This window comes from Pseudomonas sp. G7(2022), assembly GCF_052660475.1.
In genome coordinates this window covers 927,628-948,579 of sequence record NZ_CP109659.1, presented here as the reverse complement: position 1 = coordinate 948,579, position 20,952 = coordinate 927,628, and the positions used below count along the sequence as shown (strand labels likewise).

The 20,952-nt window shown below is 60.2% G+C and carries 13 protein-coding genes; 5 read left to right on the top strand and 8 right to left on the bottom strand.

Annotated features, from left to right (window positions below; genetic code table 11):
* The 3 genes from NE357_RS04115 (at position 1) to NE357_RS04105 (ending at position 3,561) form a co-directional block, all read left to right on the top strand.
* Complete coding sequence (locus NE357_RS04115; protein ID WP_085729571.1) at positions 1-654, top strand: ABC transporter permease; 654 nt, start codon at positions 1-3, stop codon at positions 652-654.
* Positions 651-1,805, top strand: a complete 1,155-nt coding sequence (locus NE357_RS04110; RefSeq protein WP_169428827.1) for an osmoprotectant ABC transporter ATP-binding protein OsmV — start codon at positions 651-653, stop codon at positions 1,803-1,805. The genes NE357_RS04115 and NE357_RS04110 overlap by 4 nt, the downstream gene beginning before the upstream one ends.
* A gap of 592 nt (positions 1,806-2,397) precedes the next feature.
* On the top strand, positions 2,398-3,561 hold the full coding sequence (locus NE357_RS04105) for a type III PLP-dependent enzyme (protein WP_039769212.1): 1,164 nt from the start codon (positions 2,398-2,400) through the stop codon (positions 3,559-3,561).
* Between the two features lie 43 nt (positions 3,562-3,604).
* Here NE357_RS04105 and NE357_RS04100 read toward each other — a convergent pair whose 3' ends face one another.
* From NE357_RS04100 to NE357_RS04085, 4 genes are all read right to left on the bottom strand, one after another.
* A complete protein-coding gene (locus tag NE357_RS04100; RefSeq protein WP_169428826.1) occupies positions 3,605-4,483 on the bottom strand; it encodes a hypothetical protein in 879 nt (292 codons plus the stop codon).
* A gap of 45 nt (positions 4,484-4,528) precedes the next feature.
* The gene (locus NE357_RS04095) at positions 4,529-6,748 is read right to left on the bottom strand and encodes an alpha-xenorhabdolysin family binary toxin subunit A (protein WP_169428825.1); all 2,220 of its coding nucleotides are present in this window, start codon (positions 6,746-6,748) and stop codon (positions 4,529-4,531) included.
* Positions 6,749-6,982: 234 nt separating this feature from the next.
* The gene (locus NE357_RS04090) at positions 6,983-7,741 is read right to left on the bottom strand and encodes a tetratricopeptide repeat protein (RefSeq protein ID WP_249314370.1); all 759 of its coding nucleotides are present in this window, start codon (positions 7,739-7,741) and stop codon (positions 6,983-6,985) included.
* On the bottom strand, positions 7,742-8,422 hold the full coding sequence (locus tag NE357_RS04085; RefSeq protein WP_011332426.1) for a Fe2+-dependent dioxygenase: 681 nt from the start codon (positions 8,420-8,422) through the stop codon (positions 7,742-7,744).
* A 207-nt stretch (positions 8,423-8,629) separates the two neighbouring features.
* Between NE357_RS04085 and NE357_RS04080 the strand changes: the two genes are divergently transcribed.
* Positions 8,630-10,951 (top strand): TonB-dependent receptor, encoded by a 2,322-nt coding sequence (locus NE357_RS04080; protein ID WP_169428824.1) that lies wholly within the window; start codon positions 8,630-8,632, stop codon positions 10,949-10,951.
* A gap of 132 nt (positions 10,952-11,083) precedes the next feature.
* Entirely contained in the window at positions 11,084-13,612 is a 2,529-nt protein-coding gene (locus tag NE357_RS04075) for a PepSY domain-containing protein (RefSeq protein WP_169428823.1), read from the top strand.
* Positions 13,613-13,666: 54 nt separating this feature from the next.
* Here NE357_RS04075 and NE357_RS04070 read toward each other — a convergent pair whose 3' ends face one another.
* Genes NE357_RS04070 through ptsP form a run of 4 tightly spaced genes read right to left on the bottom strand, consistent with a single transcriptional unit; the run spans position 13,667 to position 20,815 of the window.
* Positions 13,667-15,208 carry an alkaline phosphatase D family protein gene (locus NE357_RS04070; protein ID WP_169428822.1) on the bottom strand — a complete coding sequence of 514 codons (1,542 nt, stop codon included), beginning with the start codon at positions 15,206-15,208 and terminating at the stop codon, positions 13,667-13,669.
* A 59-nt stretch (positions 15,209-15,267) separates the two neighbouring features.
* The gene (locus tag NE357_RS04065) at positions 15,268-17,001 is read right to left on the bottom strand and encodes a PTS fructose-like transporter subunit IIB (RefSeq protein ID WP_169428821.1); all 1,734 of its coding nucleotides are present in this window, start codon (positions 16,999-17,001) and stop codon (positions 15,268-15,270) included.
* 11 nt (positions 17,002-17,012) lie between these two features.
* Complete coding sequence (pfkB, locus tag NE357_RS04060; protein WP_169428820.1) at positions 17,013-17,954, bottom strand: 1-phosphofructokinase; 942 nt, start codon at positions 17,952-17,954, stop codon at positions 17,013-17,015.
* The gene (gene ptsP, locus NE357_RS04055; RefSeq protein WP_169428819.1) at positions 17,954-20,815 is read right to left on the bottom strand and encodes a phosphoenolpyruvate--protein phosphotransferase; all 2,862 of its coding nucleotides are present in this window, start codon (positions 20,813-20,815) and stop codon (positions 17,954-17,956) included. The genes pfkB and ptsP overlap by 1 nt, the downstream gene beginning before the upstream one ends.
* Positions 20,816-20,952 lie beyond the last annotated feature (137 nt).

Genomic DNA, 20,952 nt, shown 5'->3' with positions numbered 1-20,952 from the left:
ATGGAATTTTTGAACGCCTTTTCCCACCTCGACTGGCAGCAGGTGATGCACCTGACCTGGCAGCACATCACGCTGGTCGGCATCGCCGTCAGTCTGGCGATTCTCATCGGCGTGCCGCTGGGCATTCTGATGACTCGCTTCCCGAGCCTCGCCGGCCCTTTGCAGGCCAGCGCCACAGTGCTGCTGACCGTGCCGTCGATTGCGCTGTTCGGCCTGCTGCTGCCGTTCTACTCGAAATTCGGTCAGGGCCTCGGCCCGATGCCGGCGATCACCGCCGTGTTCCTTTATTCACTGCTGCCGATCATGCGCAACACCTACCTCGCCCTGACCGGCGTCGAGCCGGGCATCCGCGAAGCCGCACGCGGCATCGGCATGACCTTCGGCCAGCGCCTGCGCATGGTCGAGCTACCGATCGCGGTGCCGGTGATCCTGGCCGGCGTGCGCACGGCCGTGGTGATGAACATCGGCGTGATGACCATCGCCGCAACCATCGGTGCCGGCGGCCTCGGCGTGCTGATCCTCGCCTCCATCAGCCGCAGCGACATGTCGATGCTGATCGTCGGCGCGCTGCTGGTCAGTCTTCTGGCGATCTTCGCCGACCTGTTTTTGCAGTGGCTGCAACGCTCTTTGACTCCAAAAGGATTACTCAAATGATCGAACTTCAAAACCTCAGCAAGACCTTCCAAAGCAACGGCAAAGATGTGAAAGCCGTGGACTCGGTAAGCCTGACCGTCAATGAAGGCGAAATCTGCGTATTCCTCGGGCCATCGGGCTGCGGCAAAAGCACCACGCTGAAAATGATCAACCGCCTGATCAAACCGACGTCGGGCAAGATCCTGATCAACGGCGAAGACACCACCGACCTCGACGAAGTGACCCTGCGCCGAAACATCGGCTACGTGATCCAGCAGATCGGCCTGTTCCCCAACATGACCATCGAAGAGAACATCGTGGTGGTGCCGAAGCTGCTCGGCTGGGACAAACAGAAATGCCACGACCGCGCCCGCGAACTGATGAGCATGATCAAGCTTGAGCCCAAACAGTATCTGCATCGTTATCCGCGCGAATTGTCCGGCGGCCAGCAGCAACGGATCGGCGTGATCCGCGCACTGGCGGCAGATGCACCGCTGTTGCTGATGGACGAACCGTTCGGTGCGGTCGATCCGATCAACCGCGAGATGATCCAGAACGAGTTTTTCGAGATGCAGCGGGCACTGAACAAGACCGTGATCATGGTCAGCCACGACATCGACGAAGCGATCAAGCTCGGCGACAAGATCGCGATTTTCCGCGCCGGCAAACTGCTGCAGATCGACCATCCGGACACCCTGCTCGCCCATCCGGCGGATGACTTCGTCAGCAACTTCGTCGGCCAGGACAGCACCCTCAAACGCCTGCTGTTGGTCAAAGCCGAAGATGCGGCGGACAACGCGCCGTCGGTCAGCCCACAAACCCCGGTGGCCGATGCGCTGGAGTTGATGGACGAGCATGACCGTCGCTATGTCGTCGTGACTGACGCTGAGAACAAGGCACTGGGTTATGTGCGCCGTCGCGATCTTCACCGTCAGACCGGTACATGCGCGCAATTCCTGCGCGAGTTCAACGCCACGGCCGCCTATGACGAACACCTGCGCATTCTGTTGTCGCGCATGTACGAGTTCAATCGGGCGTGGCTGCCAGTGATGGATGCCGAGCGGGTTTTCCTTGGCGAAGTCACCCAGGAGTCGATTGCGGCGTACCTGAGTTCGGGTCGTTCACGCGGAATGAAGACCAATATCGTGTCGCCGGCCGAAGCGGTGGCCTGATCAAAAGCAAAAGGGCTGTTCGACAGCCCTTTTTTCGACCGCCGGAAACTCAAGGCCGGGATTTTCCTACCGACGATGAGCCGGCAAGAAATATCAACACACCCGAGAGCCGAACCCGGCCGATTTTGCCAGCCTGAACCAGCAACTTCCCCCTCACCTGCCTTTCTCGCCGCCAACGTCGCCGATGTTGAAGTGATCGTAGTTATCCATGACTTGGCACACATCAGCATCGAACGTGCAGGTATTTTTAACACCTGAAAATTATTGCGGAACATCTGACCGTCATCTCGGTCGGGTACAAAGAGTGATATCCGCGACGTACGTCAGAAGCGTGCAAAAACGCGACATTTTTAGTTGATCTCAGGCCCCTCACGCCCTAAAGTTCGCGCCGAACGTCCATGCTGGAAACGATCCATCCGGCTCAAGTACTGACGACGAGACAGCAAGGCCAAGGGAAAGAAAGACTACATTTCCCATGGCCTTTTTGCTTTCGGCGACATGCCTTGGGAAGTAGGCGAACCAAAGTGGGGATACGGAGGGCGTTCATTTGCACCCATTGATTTCACGAGTTTGCCCATAGGAGCTCCCAAGTATGTCGATCCAGGTCGAAGACTATTTCGCGCGCGAAACCTTTCAGAAAATGAAGGCGTTCGCCGACAAACAGGAAACCCCGTTCGTGGTGATCGACACCGCGATGATCGCCCAGGCCTACGATGACCTGCGCGCCGGTTTCGAATTCGCCAAGGTCTACTACGCGGTCAAGGCCAACCCGGCCGTCGAGATCATCGACCTGCTTAAGGAGAAAGGCTCGAGCTTCGACATCGCCTCGATCTATGAGCTGGACAAAGTGCTGAGCCGTGGCGTCAGCCCGGACCAGATCAGCTACGGCAACACCATCAAGAAATCCAAGGACATCCGCTACTTCTATGAGAAGGGCGTGCGTCTGTTCGCCACCGACTCCGAAGCCGACCTGCGCAACATCGCCAAGGCCGCACCGGGCGCCAAAGTCTATGTGCGCATCCTGACCGAAGGCTCGACTACAGCCGACTGGCCACTGTCGCGCAAATTCGGCTGCCAGACCGACATGGCCATGGACCTGCTGATCCTCGCCCGTGACCTGGGCCTGGTGCCTTACGGCATCTCGTTCCACGTCGGTTCGCAACAGCGCGACATCAGCGTCTGGGACGCGGCGATCGCCAAGGTCAAAGTGATCTTCGAGCGCCTGAAGGAAGAAGACGGCATCCACCTCAAGCTGATCAACATGGGCGGTGGCTTCCCGGCCAACTACATCACCCGCACCAACAGCCTGGAAACCTACGCCGAAGAAATCATTCGCTTCCTGAAGGAAGACTTCGGTGATGACCTGCCGGAAATCATTCTGGAACCGGGCCGTTCGCTGATTGCCAACGCCGGTATCCTGGTCAGCGAAGTGGTACTGGTTGCGCGTAAATCCCGTACCGCCGTCGAGCGTTGGGTTTATACCGACGTGGGCAAGTTCTCCGGCCTGATCGAAACCATGGACGAAGCCATCAAGTTCCCGATCTGGACCGAGAAGAAAGGCGAAATGGAAGAAGTCGTGATCGCCGGCCCGACCTGCGACAGCGCCGATATCATGTACGAAAACTACAAGTACGGCCTGCCACTGAACCTGGCGATCGGTGATCGCCTGTACTGGCTGTCGACCGGTGCGTACACCACCAGCTACAGCGCCGTAGAGTTCAATGGCTTCCCGCCGCTGAAGTCGTTCTACGTTTAAGCGACGCTTCAAATGGAAAGGCCCATGCATGCATGGGCCTTTTTTATTTGCGCAGCCATGCCTCAAGATGATTGATCATCGCCATGAACTCGTCAGCGCCCTCCTTCGCAGCAGCCAATTGGAAATTCAACTCGCCGAGTTTCGACGCGCGCTCTGCCTTCAATAATTCATTGAACACCGTGTCGATGCGCAAGCCCGTTTCTTCGAGAAACACGCTGATGTGCGAACTCACGGAAGCCAATCCGTTAAACAAGCCGGCTATATCCGTTTTGTATTCGGCGCCTCTGACAAGCGGATCCGCTGACGAATAAGCCACGTCCCAAACCGGCGTAGTGCGCGCTTCGCGAAACAACTCCTCGACCACTGTCGGCTGGGTATGGCACTGGCACGTACGATGATCCATTGCCCTGACAAACACCGACTTGAGACCGAACGACTCGTCATGCACCTCGACGATTGTGTATTTCAGTTGGCGAATCGCCGCCCTTAACGAGCAGAACCGAAGCGCCAGCTCGTGAACAAGATCCGGGACATCGGTGGGGGGAAACAGCTTCCAGGTCGGCGACCTGGATAAGCTGTACAGATTGAAATCCACCTGACTGAGAGGCTCGTTCCTTGAAGTGTTCCGGGTGATTTCCAGCGTTTCGGCGGTGAACGTAGCGAGATCCGCGACGAAAGTGCTGCAGAGGCGCCGAGCCTCTTCGGTGCGCTGCCAGAACTCCTGCAAATAGCGCGCATTGAAACTGGCGTTGTTCAAACGCGAATCGCTGGCCAGTACCGCCAATTGATGACCGCTGGTTCTGCGGCGCTCAAACACCAAAGGGATGTTGTTGAAAGTGGGATGAAGTGAACTCAGGAAATTTGTGTATCGGTCCAGTGTCCGCCGTTGTGCTGCGCCAAGTTCATAGGCAAGTGTATTCATGACTGATCAGGAGACGATGGGCGGGGCGCCCACCGCCTCGACTCCTTATTGCTGAACCGTTTTCAAATACTGCCGGACGTCGGCAATCCGGGCGATTGCAGCAGTCGTTCGTTGCTCGACAGGCTGTAACTTGTCTTGCCTGAAGTCTCGGGCATATGACTCGAATCGGGCCACCAGATTCGAGAATTCATTCACGTAACTCCAACGCTCTTCGTCCAGTTGATCGAGGATCTGAACCAGGTGAATCTTTCCATCGATCTGGGCGATCTCGTTGACGTACTTCTTCAACTGCGTCCTCAGATCAGCCACCTTATCCTTGAGCTGGTTGTAACCCGCCAGCATGTTCAGATAGGAAATGGCTTCACCGATACCCGCGATCATTTTTTTCAAGGTATCAATGGCGAACAATGCAATCTGGACCTGCGGTGGTGCCAGCCCCAGTGCTTTCAGGTTATCCAGCGTCAGTTGGGCTTCCTGACCGATTTTCTCCACCCCGGCTTTCGCGATCAGCTCGAGCGCTTCAGACACCGATTTCATCTGCTTTTCGAAATCGACGACTTTTTCTTCCGATGTGACCTTCAGTGCTTCCGTGAAGGCCCGGTCCTGCTGCAGCGTCACGATCCATTGCGCCGAAGCCGATCGGTCGTAAGCGGTAGTCAGGCCGTTGTGCGTCATCTTCAAATCGTCCGCGTGCTCGGAGATTTTCATCGATACATTCTTGAGTTCGCTTTCCATTTCCTCGTGAATTTCATCCGCATCATCCGGATACTCGAGAAGTTCGTCCTGAGATGTTTTCAACTTCTTCTGCGCACGCTCCAGATTGATCCCCGTCGTCTGGGCCTGATTACGAAGTTCAAAGGTGGCTTTCTGGATAGCCATCGTCAGCCCATTCATTGTGCGGACCGTACCCGGCATGTAATTGAACTCCTCACCGAGCATCTGTGCAGTGACATTGCTTGTTTGAACAGCTGCAGCGCAGGAGCGCAAGGCAGCGATGTCAAAATCCGAAACGGCTGGATGATTGTTGAGCGTCAACATAGTTCTTTTACTCCCGAATACTGCAAAGCTGTTTCCATACTCTTTATCTGCCGCAGCGAAGACGCCCAACAGCTGATCGGAACTCACCTTGATCTGCTCCCACGGATCAACAATACCGAGAATCTGGTTCTTGAACTTCCTCAGGGAAGTTGCCTCTTTAAGCAGATCCACTTCTTTGACAGAGGCATTGATATAAGTGCTTAGTGCATTCCATACCAGCATCAGGTTTTGCGTGGCGACTTCGGCTTCAATCGCTACATAACTCAGGTTCTGCAAGTCATCGCGCACTTTGTTCAGGGAACTCAGCGTCTGGTTTTTGCTGGCCATTACTTGGTTGGAGGCCTGTTGCTCTGCCTTCAACCGGTTTCGCTCCTTGCGGATTTTTTCGGCCTTGACGCCCTGATAGATGCCGAGAATCAAACCACCGACATTCAATGTCGCTGCCGACCGGATCGCTTCTTGAACCAACTGATCATATTGCTTGTTCAGTTCATCGATTTCTTTCGAGCGCTGGTCGATTTCGCCCTGCAGGACCTGAATGTCTGCCTGATAGGTATTGCGCGACACGAACTCCAGTCGCAGCTTGATCTCCGGCAGCACGGTCTCGCGCATATCAGCGCCGAAACTGTCGAGTTCTGACCTGACATGCTCGGCCTTCGCATGGCACTGCATGACTTTGGCCAGCATGTCATTGAGATAGGCCTTGATTTCCGGCACATCCCCGGACGGCAAGCCCAGGTCTGGAAGATCCGGAATCGTGCGTTTCAGCTCCAGATACTCTTGCGGCGTATTGATATCGTATTCCTCCAGATACCTGGAGGCTTTCAGGTCTTCGTAGATCTCTACGATTCCCTTACCCGTACGAATGATGCTGCCGGCAAAAATTTTCAGATCAGTACCGGTGAGCATGATTTTTTCACGCAACGGCGACCAGCGTTTCGCATGGTCGTAGGTGCAGGTGAATGTCCGCAGGAAGTCTGTTGCCTTGAGGCCAACGCCCCCGGCATCCCCGGCGCCGTAGTTCAGATAGGCAACAACGTCCGCCAGCCGAACAGGAAGCGACAGCCCCAGCACCTCATACTTGCGCAGGCTGATGATCTGTTCTTTGGTTAATTGAATACCGGTTTCCCGATTGTATTCTTCACCTTCACCGAGCGAAGCACTTACAAATACCCGAGGCGCCTTCTCGGCGGCCTCGACAACCTTGCTGTCCATTTTTAATTCCATAAGAGACTCCTTGTCTTCTTCGGATATTCAATAAAAGTCATTTGGGATATACGACATTATCAAGCGAGTCATTCCAACTTGATCATCGATATCGCAAAACAACCTTAGGCCAGCAGGAAAACAACTAACAAGCACTTAAATATTAGTAATCAAGACAAAGCAATCACTCACCCACACTACTGCCTGACAACAGCCCCTCAACTTGATAAAAGCAACTAACAACCGAATAAATAATTACAAACCCGTCAACTCTGCCAGCCTCAACTTATAAGCATCGGCTATCGCACGAATTTGCGGATGTTGTGCATTCAACAAAGACACACTGGCGACTCGCAGGAAATTCAGATTACCGACGGCCAATGCTTTCTCCAGCCAGACCAACGCGTCATCAATGCGGCCCTCAGCCGCCAGCACCGCCGCATAACTGAACTGCCCGCGAAAATCCCCGCCCTCGGCCGAACGTCGATACCAGTCACGGGCCGCTGCCGGATTCGCCGGGCACACTTGCCCTTCTTCCAGATAACGCCCGAGCAGGTTCATCGACTTGGCATGCCCGGCTTCGGCCGCACGTTCATACAACGCCATTGCCTGAAGATGATCGACAACCACACCACGCCCGGTCGCGAGCAGATTGGCCAGGTTGTACATTGCCCAATCCAGACCGGATTCGGCTGCGATTCGATAGTGCTGCGCGGCAATCGACGTATCTGCTGCACATCCCCAGCCATGTTCATGGCAGCGACCAAGCATGTTGCGCGCCATCAGATGACCTTGCTCTGCGGCAATTTCAAACCAGCGCAATGCCAGCGGCTGATCCTGAGCAATCCCGTGACCATCGAGCAGGATCTGCCCGAGCAGCGCCTGCGCTTCCAGCACGCCCTCACCCGCCGCCAGCAGAATTGCCTGAGCTGCGCGGGCCGGGCTTTCTTCGAGCATGGCGGTGAGGCGTTCGCCGTCGAGGACTTCTTCGCGACGCAACCGAAAGTCCGCCACTCAGACCTCGACCCAACGACGCAACAGGTTGTGGTAAGTGCCCGTGAGGCGGATCAGCGAAGGGTGATCGGGCATGTCGTGGGTGAGTTGCTGGATCGCACCGTCCATCTCGAACAGCAACGCGCGCTGGCTGTCTTCGCGCACCAGGCTCTGGGTCCAGAAGAACGAGGCATAACGCGCACCGCGAGTCACCGCGTTGACCTTGTGCAGGCTGGTGCCGGGGTACAGCACCATGTCGCCGGCGGGCAGTTTCACGCGCTGGGTGCCGAAAGTGTCCTGGATCTCAAGCTCGCCGCCGTCGTAGTCCTCCGGCTCGCTGAAGAACAGCGTGGCCGACAGATCGGTGCGCACCCGCTCGATGCTGCCCTTGGGCTGGCGCACCGCGTTGTCGATGTGGAAATCGAAACTGCCGCCCGCCGTGTAGCAGTTGAGTAACGGCGGGAATACCTTGTGCGGCAGCGCGGCGGACATGAACAGCGGATTTTTCCACAGGCGCTCAAGCATCGCCGCGCCGATTTCCTTGGCCAGTGGATGGCCTTCCGGCAGTTGCAGATTGTGCTTGGCCTTGGCCGATTGATAGCCGGCGGTGATCTTGCCATCGGCCCAGTCGGCCTGTTCCAGAGCCTCGCGGATGCGCCGCACTTCGTCTTTTTCGAACAGCGCAGGGATGTGCAGCAGCATGGCAATGTCACCTGATGGCAAAGAGGCGGCAATGGTATTGATTCTTATTGACTGTGTAAAACCCGCTAGACGAATGAATCGGTAAAAACCGTAAGGCTAAATTGTAAAGAATGTAAATTCGTCGCGAATAGCAATGTTTCGCAATTGATACGAATACCTGTTTACCCTATATTCCGCCGCCTCAAATCCTTGGGGAGGGGAATAAAAATGTCACGTCAACCAGCACAACTACCCGTCAGTTCACCACGTCTGCTCGCCTCTGCCATCGGCGTTGCACTGACCGCCGGCTCCGCAGGCCACATGGTGTTCGCGGCTGAAAAGACCGACAGCAAAGCCTCCGGCAATGCCATTGCCCTGGACGCCACCGCCATCACCGGCGAAGCCCAGGACTCGACGTCCTACCAGGTCGAGAAAGCCTCCTCACCCAAGTACACCGCGCCGCTGGTCGACACGCCGCGCTCGGTCACCGTGATTCCACAACAAGTGCTGAAAGACACCGGCGCCCTGAACATGCAGGACGCGCTGCGCACCGTACCGGGCATCACCTTCGGTGCCGGTGAAGGCGGCAACCCGCAGGGCGACCGTCCGTTCATCCGTGGTTTCGACGCCCAGGGCGACACCTACCTCGACGGCGTGCGAGACACCGGCTCCCAGAGCCGCGAGATCTTCGCCGTTGAAAACATCGAAGTCAGCAAGGGCCCGAACTCCGCCATCGGCGGTCGCGGCGCGGCGGGCGGCAGCATCAACCTGGTGAGCAAGAAAGCGCACCTGGGCAACTCGTTCGACGGTGGCTTCACCTGGGGCTCCGACCAGACCCAGCGTTACACCATGGATGGCAACTACCAGTTCAGCGACACCGCTGCCGGTCGTCTGAACCTGATGAGCCACGAGAGCAACGTCGCCGGTCGCGACAAGGTCGACTACGACCGTTGGGGCATCGCGCCATCCCTGGCCTTCGGCCTGGGCACCGACACCCGCGTCAACCTCGACTACTACCATCTCGAAAGCAACGACACGCCGGATTCGGGCATCCCTTACACGATTCCGGCCGGTGGCTCGGCGGCGCGCACAAAGTCCAATCCGGACAAGCCCTATGCCGGCGGCGATCACAGCAACTTCTACGGTCTGGACCGCGACTTCCGCAAGGGCCGCACCGACACCGCGACCTTCGCCATCGAGCATGACCTGAGCGACTCGCTGACCCTCAAGAACACCCTGCGTCACGGCACCAGCATGCAGGATTACATCCTGACCCAGCCGGACGACAGCAAAGGCAACGTGAACAACGGCAGCGTCTGGCGTCGTGCGAACACTCGCGTGAGCAACACCGAGACCACCACCAACCAGACCGATCTGTTCGGCAACTTCTACGTCGCCGGTTTCAAGAACAGCTTCTCCACCGGTGTCGAATACACCCGTGAGGAAAGCAGCAAATCCTCGTACAACGTCAACACCGACACCACGCCGCGCACCTCGGCCGTGACCACCAACTGCAACCCGGGCCTGATTGGCGCCGCCAGCGGCTACAACTGCACCTCGCTGTCGAACCCGACCCCGAACGATCCGTGGAACGGCGCCATTTCGCGCAATTACGCCGGCACCGACACCCAGTCCGATACCTACGCGCTGTATGCGTTCGACACCCTGGAGCTGTCCGAGCAATGGCTGGTCAACATGGGCCTGCGTTACGACCACTTCGAAACCGGCTACAAGACGTACACCAACGCAGGCACCACCACCTCCAAAGGTTCGGACACCAGCGAGTTCGTCACCGGGCAGTTCGGCATCGTCTACAAACCGGCAGAGAACGGCAGCATCTATGCGTCCTACGCCACCTCCGCCACACCGCCGGGCAACACTCTGGGTGAAGGTCAGGAAGGCAACCCGCTGGGTGGCACGCCGGATCGCAACGGCAACCTGCTCAAGAGCGACATGGAGCCGGAAACCACCAGGAACTACGAAATCGGTACCAAGTGGGATCTGCTGAACGATCGCCTGTCGCTGACCGCCGACATCTTCCGCACCGAGAAAGAAAACGCCCGCGTCCAGGTGGATACCACCTCGTACGAAAACGCCGGCAAGACCCGTGTGCAAGGTATCGAGCTGTCGGCCAGCGGCAAGATCACCGACAAGTGGCAAGTGTTCGCCGGCTACGCCTACATGGACAGCGAGCAAGTGGACGGTGGTGACCTGCCGGCCAACAAGGCCAACAACGGCAACGAACTGCCGAACACCCCGAAAAACAGCGCCAGCCTGTGGACCACTTACCAGGTCACGCCGAAGCTGACCATCGGTGGCGGTGCGTTCTACGTGGATGACGTATTCGGCAACGTGGCCAACACCACCATGGTCGACTCCTACGTTCGCTACGACGCGATGGCAGCGTACAAGCTGAGCAAGAACGTCGATCTGCAACTGAACGTGCAGAACCTGACCAACGAAACCTACTACGACAAGGCCTTCTCGACTCACTTCGCCAACCAGGCGGCGGGTCGTACGGCATTGCTGAGCACCAACTTCCACTTCTGACAGAAGCCGGAAGCCTCGGGCCCCGTTCATTCACGTGAACGGGGCTTTTGTGCGTAATAAAGAACGTTTCTCGATAAGCCACGGCATAATGCACGCCGTGAACACAATTTCCGAACGGACAAGGCAAGCGACGTGTTGAAGAAAACCCTGTTCCAGTTGCACTGGTTTTTTGGCATCACTGCCGGGCTGGTGCTGGCCCTGATGGGCATCACCGGCGCCGCCTATTCGTTTCAGGACGAGATTCTGAAGGCGCTCAATCCGTCGGTCCTGCAGGTGGAAAAGCAGGTCGCCGGCGTCCTGCCGCCCGCCGAACTGGTGGAACGCATCGAAGCGGCGGCGGGCAAGACCGTTTCAATGCTCACGGTCGAAACCGACAGCGGCAACGCCGCGCGAGTCTGGTTCACCCCGCCAAAGGGTGAGCGCCGTGGCGAGATGCGCTACTTCGACCCCTACACCGCCGAGTTCAAGGGCGACGCCACCGGTCAGGACTTCTTCGGCCTGATGCTGCAACTGCACCGTTTCCTCGCCATGGGCGACACCGGTCGCAGCATCACCGGCGCCTGCACCCTGATGCTGCTGTTCTTCTGCCTGTCCGGCCTGTACCTGCGCTGGCCGCGCCAGTGGAACAGCTGGCGCGTGTGGCTGACCCTGGACTGGAAGAAAAAGGGCCGCAGCTTCAACTGGGATCTGCACTCGGTGTTCGGTACCTGGTGCATGCTGGTGTATCTGTTGCTGGCACTGACCGGACTGTCCTGGTCCTACGAGTGGTACAACAAGGGATTGACGAAACTACTGTCGGATGCACCGCAGAACGAGCGCGTGCGCGGCGGTCGTGGTCCGGCTCCCGAAGGTCCGGCGCCGACCGCCGATTACGCCGCGATGTGGAGCAGCATCTACAGCGCCGCAGGTCCGGGCCTCGCCTCCTACAACATCCGCATGCCCCCTGTGGCCGGCCAACCGGCGACCGTGTTCTATCTGCTCGACAACTCGCCCCATGAGCGCGCGCTGAACCAGATCACCCTTGACCCGGCCACCGGCGTTGTCAAACGCGTCGACCGCTACGCCGACAAGAGCTTCAAGGCGCAATTGCTGACCAGCATTTATGCGCTGCACGTCGGCAGCTATTTCGGCTTGGTCGGGCGGATCATCGTCACCGTCGCGGCGGTGTTGATGCCGCTGTTCTTCATCACCGGCTGGCTTCTGTACCTGGATCGCCGACGCAAGAAAAAGCAGATCAAGGATGCCCGCGAAGGTCTCGAACAACCTGCCGGCGATACGCCCGCGTGGCTGATCGGTTTCGCCAGCCAGAGCGGTTTTGCCGAACAACTGGCGTGGCAGACCGCCGGCCAGTTGCAGGCCGCCGGATTGCCGGTGAAGGTGCAGCCGCTGGCGAATGTCAGCGAGCAGGATCTGCAGGAATCGAACAACGCGCTGTTCGTGGTCAGCACCTTCGGCGACGGCGAGGCGCCGGACAGCGCTCGCGGTTTCGAGCGCAAAGTGCTGACCCGTGCCTCGGCTCTCGACAACCTCAACTACTCGGTGCTCGGCCTCGGCGACCGTCAGTATCAGCACTTCTGCGGTTTCGCCCGACGCCTGCATCAATGGCTGGGCGAACACGGCGGCAAGACGCTGTTCGCTCCGGTGGAAGTCGACAGCGGCGATCCTTATGCACTGCGGCACTGGCAGACCCAGCTTGGCCTGATCACCGGCCAGGCGCCGGTCGATACCTGGCAGGCACCGAGCTACAGCAACTGGACGCTGGTCCGTCGCGAGTTGATGAACCCTGACAGCAGCGGCTCGCCGGTGTTTCTGCTGGGTCTTCGCGCACCGGACACCAGCAGCTGGCTCGCTGGCGATCTGGTGGAAGTGTTGCCACGCAACTGCCCGTGGGTCATCGAACATTTCCTCGACGGCCTCGGCATTCGTGGCGAAACCAGCGTAAAGGTCAACGGTCTGGAAGAATCGCTGGAAGTGGCCCTCGCCACCCGCCAGTTGCCCGAGCACCGCGCCCATCTGGTCGGTCTGCACGCTCAGGCGCTGGTCGATGCGATGGTGCCGCTGGCCATGCGTGAATACTCGATCGCCTCGATTGCCGCCGACGGCGTGCTGGAGCTGATCGTGCGTCAGGAACAACACAGCGACGGCACCCTCGGCATCGGCTCCGGCTGGCTGACCGAGCATGCTCCGGTCGGCGGCAGCATCAGCCTGCGGGTACGCCGCAACAGCGGTTTCCATCTGCCAAATGCGCCGGTGCCGATGATCCTGCTGGGCAACGGCACCGGACTTGCCGGGCTGCGCAGCTTGCTCAAGGCGCGGATTGCCGACGGCCAACAGCGTCATTGGCTGCTGTTTGGCGAGCGCAATCGCGAGCACGATTTCCTCTGCCGCGAGGAGCTGGAAGAGTGGTTGATCAATGGTGATCTGGCGCGACTGGACCTGGCGTTCTCGCGGGATCAGGCCGAGAAGATTTACGTGCAGGACCGCCTGCGCGAATCAGCCGGCGAGTTGAAGAAATGGCTGGCGGACGGTGCGGTGATCTACATCTGCGGCAGCCTTCAAGGCATGGCGTCAGGTGTGGATCAAGTGCTCAATGAAGTGCTGGGCGCCGCCGAAGTCGAACGCCTGATCGAACAGGGTCGCTATCGTCGCGACGTCTACTGATTCACCTTGGGCAACTGTGGGAGCAACCCTGCTCCCACAGGTTCAGCAATGGATTCAGACCGGCTGCAACTTCTGCTCAAACACCGCCACACCGTTCAGATCCCGCAGTACCACACTCATCTCCCCGCTCTGCCCCTCGATGTTCACCTCACCGAAAAACTGAAACCCGGCAAACGGCGAGGCGTTCTGCGTCGGCGGTGCTTTCTGGAACACCACTTGCGGGCCAAAGGTCTTGTCCAGCGGATTGGGCCCGAAGCTGCCGGCGTTCAGCGGCCCTGCGACAAACTCCCAGAACGGTTCGAAATCCTGAAACGCCGCGCGATCCGGGTGATAGTGATGTGCCGCGCAGTAATGCACGTCCGCCGTCAGGAACACGAAATTGCGCACCTGATGTGCCCGCAGGAATCCGAGCAATTCGGCCACTTCCAGCTCACGGCCCTGAGCCGGGCCGGGATCACCGTTGGCCACCGCTTCCCAGCGCGGCACACCGGGGCTGACTTCACCGTCCGGCACACCAAGACCGATCGGCATGTCCGCAGCGATGACCTTCCACTGGGCTTTCGACGCCTTCAATCCGCGCTTGAGCCAGTTCAGTTGCTCACGTCCGAGGAACGGTTTTTCCGCCCCGAGGTTGTCGTCGTTGGCGCCGCGATAGCTGCGCATGTCGAGCACGAACACATCGAGCATCGGCCCGTAGCTCAGCTTGCGATAAATCCGCCCGCCACCGTCCGCTGCCTGCCGGCGCATCGGCGAATATTCAAGCCACGCCTGGCGCGCACGTCCGACCAGGGTGTGGATATCTTTTTCCTGATAGCGCTCGTCGAGCTGTTTGCCCGGCGACCAGTTGTTGACCACTTCATGGTCGTCCCATTGCCAGATCTGCGGCACTTCGGCGTTGAAGCGGCGGATGTTTTCATCCATCAGGTTGTAGCGGTAATTGCCGCGATAATCGTCGAGGGTCTGCGCGACTTTGCTTTTGGCTTCCGTGGTGAGGTTGCGCCACACGCGGCCACCTTCGGTGGTCAGTTGCGCCGGCACCGGGCCGTCGGCGTAGATGGTGTCGCCGCTGTGGATAAAGAAGTCCGGCAGGCGCAGGCGCATGGATTCGTAGATGCGCATGCCGCCGATATCGGGGTTGATGCCGAAGCCTTGGCCGACGGTGTCGCCGCTCCAGACAAAACGGAGATTGCGCCGCGCCGTCGGTGCACTGCGCAAGTGGCCGAGCCACGGCTCGCTGGCAACGCCGGTGCGGGCGTCCTTGAAGTACACGCGATAGAAAATCGCCTGATCGGCGGGCAACCCGGTGAGTTCGACGCGAGCGGTGAAATCGCTACGGGCATCGGCCACCGCCGAGACGACCCGGCGCGGATGACGGAACTGGCTGCGGGTGTCCCACTCCACCACCATTTGCGCCGGACGATCGCTGCGACTCCAGATCATCGCCCGGTCGCCTTGCAGATCGCCGGACTGCACGCCGTCGGTGAGTTGCGGCCGATCCTTGACCGAAGCGATCACGGCCGGCGCCAGCCCTGGCATCAGCAAACCGGCGCCGACCACTTGCATCACGCGCCGGCGACCGAGGTTGAAATCGCTCATGGTGTTCTCCCTGAAAAAAGGAAAACTTAAGCACCGCTAGATGAAAGGGGTGTGACACCTCACGCCTTCGCGGGCTCCAGCGCCAGTTCCACAGCCTCCGGCCGCTTGACCAGCGCATACACCACCGCTGTCAGCAAACTGCCCGCGACGATGGCCAGCAGATACAACAACGCATGGTTGATCGCATTCGGGATCGCCAGCACGAACAGACCACCGTGCGGTGCCATCAGCTTGCAGCCGAAATACATCGACAGCGCACCGGTCAGCGCACCGCCGGCAATGCTCGCCGGGATCACCCGCAACGGGTCTTTTGCGGCAAACGGAATTGCCCCTTCGGAGATGAAGCACAACCCGAGCACCAGCGCCGCTTTACCGGCTTCGCGTTCGGTCTGGGCGAACTTGCGTCGGGCGATGAACGTGGCGATGCCCAGACCAATCGGCGGCACCATGCCGGCGGCCATGGTCGCGGCCATCGGTGCGTAACTCTGCGACGCCAGCAGCCCCACCGAGAACGCATACGCAGCCTTGTTGATCGGCCCTCCGAGGTCGACGCACATCATCCCGCCCAGCAGCACACCGAGCAGGATCGCGTTGGTGGTGCCCATGCTGTCGAGAAAATGCGTGAGCGCTGCGAGCATCCCCGCCACCGGTTTGCCAACCACGTAAATCATCACCAGCCCGGTGATCAGACTGGCGAACAGCGGGATGATCAGAATCGGTTTCAGCGCTTCCAGACTTTGCGGCAACGCCACATACCGACTGATCGCCTTGGCCGCGTAGCCTGCGATAAATCCGGCGACGATCCCGCCGATGAAGCCGGCGCCCAGGGTGCTCGCCAGCAAGCCGCCGATCATTCCCGGCGCCAGACCCGGACGGTCGGCAATCGAGTAGGCGATGTAACCGGCCAGCAACGGCACCATCAACTTGAACGCGGTCTCGCCACCGATTTGCATCAATGCCGCCGCCAGCGTGCCTTCTTCCTTGAATGCGGTGATGCCGAACACGAACGACAAGGCGATCATCAGACCGCCCGCCACCACCATCGGCAACATGAACGACACACCGGTCAGCAGGTGTTTGTAGATGCCGGTTTTCTCTTGTTTGGCCGGTACTTTTCCGTCGCCGGCAGCGCTTTCAACGACACCTTCGGCCAGGGCTTTTTTCAGCGTGGCTTCGGATTGCTTCAACGCGATCCCGGTACCGCAGCGATAGATTTTCTTGCCGGCGAACCGCTCGGTAGCGACTTCGATATCCGCCGCCAGCAGCACCACGTCGGCCTCGGCAATCGCTGTCGCGCTCAAGGGATTTTTCGCCCCTACCGAACCCTGGGTTTCCACCTGGAACTCATAACCCAGACGCTTGGCCGTTTGCTGCAAGGCTTCGGCGGCCATAAAGGTGTGCGCGACACCGGTCGGGCACGCGGTGACGGCAACGATGCGTGGTGCGGTCTGCGTGACTGCAGCCGGGGCAACGTCGCTGGCGACATGAACTTCGGCCTCTTCGACACCGCGACGCAGCACCGCTTCGACATCCTGCAGCGCTTGCGCCGGCGCGATCCGGAACACGCGTTTGCCGATGAAACGCGTCATGTCGATGTCGCCGGTGGCCACCAGCAACACCCACTCCGCCGCCTCGATGGTGGCCGCCGAAAGCGCTCGTTCCGGGTGCGCTGCGTCCACCACTTCGACGCTGGTGCTCCAGCCCTGACGCTGGGCTGCGGCATCCAGCAGCCGGGCACACAGCACACTGGTGACCATGCCGTTCGGGCAGGCCGTGACAATGGCTAACTTCATGACAAACCCTCTTATTGTTCTGTCAGGGGACGCACGCGCACGCCCTGTTCAAGCCGCGCCAGTTGCGCAGCATCATGAATACCGAAACCGATCTGGGTCACCGCCTGCGCCGCAATCGCCGTGGCCGTGCGCAGGGTTTGTTCCGGCGTGTCAGCGCTGAGCAGACCGTGCAGCATGCCGGCCAGCAACGAATCGCCGGCACCGACCGTGCTGGCGACGCTGACCTTCGGTGGCGTGGCATGTAACGCCGAGCCGACGCTGAACCAGTTCACGCCTTCGGCGCCGTGGGAAATCACCACATGCTCGATGCCCTGAGCGTGCAGCCGATCGGCCGCTTCGGCCTGTGACGCGTGGGACACCACTTCACAGCCCAGCGCATCGGCCAGCTCTTCGGCATTCGGCTTGATCAGCCACGGACCGGCCTTGAGCGCCGTGCGCAACGCTTCGCCGCTGGTGTCCAGCGCGACTTTCAGGCCCAGCCCCTTCAGGCGCTCAATCAACTCCCGCAACCATTTCGCACTGACTCCGCGCGGCAGGCTGCCGGCCACCACCACTGCGTCATGCCCCGGCGCGATCTGCACCAGACGATCCAGCAACGCCTGTTGTGCCACCACGTCCACTACCGGCCCCGGGCCGTTGATGTCGGTGATACGGCCGTTCTGTTCGGCGACCTTGATGTTGCTGCGAGTCTCGCCGGGCACACGGATGAAAGCGTCGACGAAACCGCGTTTGACGAACAGGTTTTCGAATGCCTGCAGGTTGTCTTCACCGAGAAAACCGCTGACCGTCAGTTGATGACCGAGATCGGCGAGCACCTGCGCGACGTTCACGCCTTTACCAGCGGCGTGGGTGTGCATCTCGTCGCTGCGATTGACCTGACCGACTTCCAGAAGCGGCAGCTGCACCGTCAGGTCCAGCGCCGGGTTGAGGGTCAGGGTAAGAATCTTGGCCATTACAGGGCCTCCACTAATGCGCGCACTTCGTTGGCGCTGCCCACGGCCAGGGCTTGTTGAGCAAGGGTTTGAGCCTGGGTCAGGCTGAGTTCGCGGATGCGCGCCTTGACCTCGGCAATGCTGCGCCCGGACACACTCAGTTCATCCACACCGAGGCCGACCAGTACCGGCACCGCCAGCGGATCCGCCGCCAGCTCGCCGCACACACCGACCCATTTGCCATGGGCATGGGCCGCGCGCACGGTGATGTCGATCAGTTGCAGCACCGCCGGGTGCAGGCCGTCCGCCTGGGCGGAGAGGGTCGGATGACCACGGTCGATGGCCAGGGTGTATTGGGTCAGGTCGTTGGTGCCGACGCTGAAGAAGTCCACCTCTTTGGCCAGCACCGGCGCCAGCAACGCGGCGGACGGCACTTCGATCATGATCCCCAGTTGCAGGTCGGCGACCGGAATTTCCAGGCGCAGGCGTTCGGTCATGTCGCGGGCCTGACGCCACTCTTCGACGCTGCCGACCATCGGGAACATGATCCGCAATGGTCGGTTGTCCGCCGAACGCAGCAAGGCGCGCAACTGCGCTTCCATGATTTGCGGACGCTGCAAAGTCAGGCGAATGCCGCGTACGCCGAGGAACGGGTTTTCTTCCTTGGCGATCGGCCAATACGGCAGCGGTTTGTCGCCGCCGACATCGAGGGTACGCACCACCAGCGGCCGACCGGCGAGACCATCAAGGACACGGCGGTATTCGGCTTCCTGAGTCGCCTCGTCCGGCGCCTGCGGGTGGGCCATGAAAATCAGCTCGGTGCGCAGCAAACCGATACCTTCGGCGCCCTGCTCCACCGCGCTGATCACACCGGCGCTTTCACCGATGTTGGCGAACACTTCCACGGCGTGGCCGTCGGTGGTGTGCGCCGGTTGATGACGTTGTTCGGCGGCGGCTTTCAGACGTTGTTCGCGGGTGTCGCGCTCTTCGCTGGCGCGTTGCAGGGTCGCGGCATCCGCGTCCACATGCAGGCGACCGCGCTGGCCGTCGAGCAGCAACGGCGTGCCCGGTTTCAGCAGCAACACCGCAGCGCCCGCACCGACCAGCGCCGGAATCCCCAGCGCGCGGGCCACGATGGCGCTGTGAGCGGTGGCGCCACCACGGGCGGTGAGAATCCCCGCGACCCGCGCCGGATCAAGACGCGCCACGTCGGACGGGCCGACTTCATCCATCACCAGAATGTACGGTTGCTCGGGCTCGGCGGGCGTCTGCACGCCGCACAGTTGCGCCAGCACCCGGCGCCCGATATCACGCAGGTCGGCAGCACGTTCGGCGAGCAACGCGTCCTGCAACGCTTCCTGCTGTTTCGCGGCGGCCTCGATCACAGCCATCCACGCCGCTTCGGCGCTTTCGCCCTGCTTGAGGCGGGTGTCGACTTCGTCGGTGAGTTCCGGGTCGTCGAGCATTTCCTGGTGGGTGATGAAAATCTCGCGAATCGCCTTGGCCTTGCTGCGTTCGATCAGGCCTTGAATATCCTGACGCACGTCGGCCAGCGCCTGCTTGAGACGCTCGCGCTCGATGGCGGCGGACTCGCCGCGCAACGGGTAATCGATGGCTTGCTGGACCTGAATGTGCGCCGGGCCGATGGCGATGCCGGGGGCGGCGGGAATCGCTTGCAGCAAGCTGCCGGAGGCCGGGGCGATGATGACTTCAGCTATGTCGGTGATCACTTCGGGTTGTTGGCTGACGGCCGGCAGCGGTTCGACTTCTTCACCGAGGCCTTCCTCGATCGCCGCCAACAACGCCGGCAACGCATCGGCGGCGATACTCGGCTCGGCGATGATTTCCAGCACCTGGCCACGACGGGCACCAAGGCTCAACAGCTTGCTCAAGCTCTTCACCGATACGGCGCTGTCCTGACCATCGACGATGCGCACACGAATTTCACCGTCAAAGCTCTTGGCCAGTTGCGCCAGAATCTTCGCCGGCCGCGCGTGCAGACCATGAGCGTTGGCCAGTGCAATCCGCGCATTTGGCCAGTCGGCCGGCAACTCGCCGCCGAGCACTTCGAGGACTTTACGGCTGCTGGTGGCGCGGCCCAGTTCATGACCGCGACCTTCGATCAGCAACGCGCACAACCGCTCGAGCAACGCCTGATGCGCTTCACCGAGGCTGGCCAGACAGAACAGACCGCTGAGCGGCTGACCGAGGTAACGCATTGGTTTGTCCGGCGTGACGAATGCCAAACCTGGACGCTTCACGGTCTGTTCGCTGTGCAGCCACCACAGGCCATCGCCCAGCGGCAGCGCTTCGACTTGCTGCAACACCCCGGCAAAACCGTTGCTCACGCAATCGGCCTGACGCAGCAGACGCGCACCGCGCCAGACCAGCTCTTCGAAATCGTCGGCAGAGACCCCGAGGCCGATCATCTGTGCATCCAGCGCCAGCTCCTGTGGCGCGCCTTGCAGCAGTTTCAGCAGCGCTTCGGGCGAACTGGCACGGCGCAGCGCCTGGCCCAGATCGGTCTCGCCGAGGGCGCGGGTCAGCAGTTGCAGCAGGCGCAGGTGTTCGTCGGATTTGGCCGCGATGCCGATGGCCAGATAGACGATCTGGCCGTCGCCCCAATCCACGCCGTCGGGAAACTGCATCAAGCGCACGCCGGTCGCGAACACCTGGTCACGGGTTTCGGGCGTGCCGTGGGGAATCGCAATGCCTTGACCGAGGAAGGTCGAGCCCTGAGCCTCCCGGGCCTGCAGGCCGGCGAGGTATCCATCGGCGACGAGGCCATCGGCGACCAGATGACTGGCCAGCAATTGCAAAGCGGCGGGTTTATCCACAGCCGACTGGCCCATGGATATCTGCTCTACAGTGAGCTCGAGCATGCGATCTCCTTTTTGACGCGTTGATGCGCCAGGTATTGTTTTGAATGGTTGCAGCTTAGGCGCTTGTAGGCTTCCCTTTCAGGAGGCAGTTTTGGCGGTTTCACGGCAGAACCGGCCAAAGGCGTCTAAAACGTAGA

Coding starts and splice junctions, on each gene's coding strand:
- NE357_RS04115 (WP_085729571.1), top strand. CDS start 1: ATGGAATTTTTGAACGCCTTTTCCCACCTCGACTGGCAGCAGGTGATG.
- NE357_RS04110 (WP_169428827.1), top strand. CDS start 651: ATGATCGAACTTCAAAACCTCAGCAAGACCTTCCAAAGCAACGGCAAA.
- NE357_RS04105 (WP_039769212.1), top strand. CDS start 2,398: ATGTCGATCCAGGTCGAAGACTATTTCGCGCGCGAAACCTTTCAGAAA.
- NE357_RS04100 (WP_169428826.1), bottom strand. CDS start 4,483: ATGAATACACTTGCCTATGAACTTGGCGCAGCACAACGGCGGACACTG.
- NE357_RS04095 (WP_169428825.1), bottom strand. CDS start 6,748: ATGGAATTAAAAATGGACAGCAAGGTTGTCGAGGCCGCCGAGAAGGCG.
- NE357_RS04085 (WP_011332426.1), bottom strand. CDS start 8,422: ATGCTGCTGCACATCCCTGCGCTGTTCGAAAAAGACGAAGTGCGGCGC.
- NE357_RS04080 (WP_169428824.1), top strand. CDS start 8,630: ATGTCACGTCAACCAGCACAACTACCCGTCAGTTCACCACGTCTGCTC.
- NE357_RS04070 (WP_169428822.1), bottom strand. CDS start 15,208: ATGAGCGATTTCAACCTCGGTCGCCGGCGCGTGATGCAAGTGGTCGGC.
- NE357_RS04065 (WP_169428821.1), bottom strand. CDS start 17,001: ATGAAGTTAGCCATTGTCACGGCCTGCCCGAACGGCATGGTCACCAGT.
- pfkB (WP_169428820.1), bottom strand. CDS start 17,954: ATGGCCAAGATTCTTACCCTGACCCTCAACCCGGCGCTGGACCTGACG.
- ptsP (WP_169428819.1), bottom strand. CDS start 20,815: ATGCTCGAGCTCACTGTAGAGCAGATATCCATGGGCCAGTCGGCTGTG.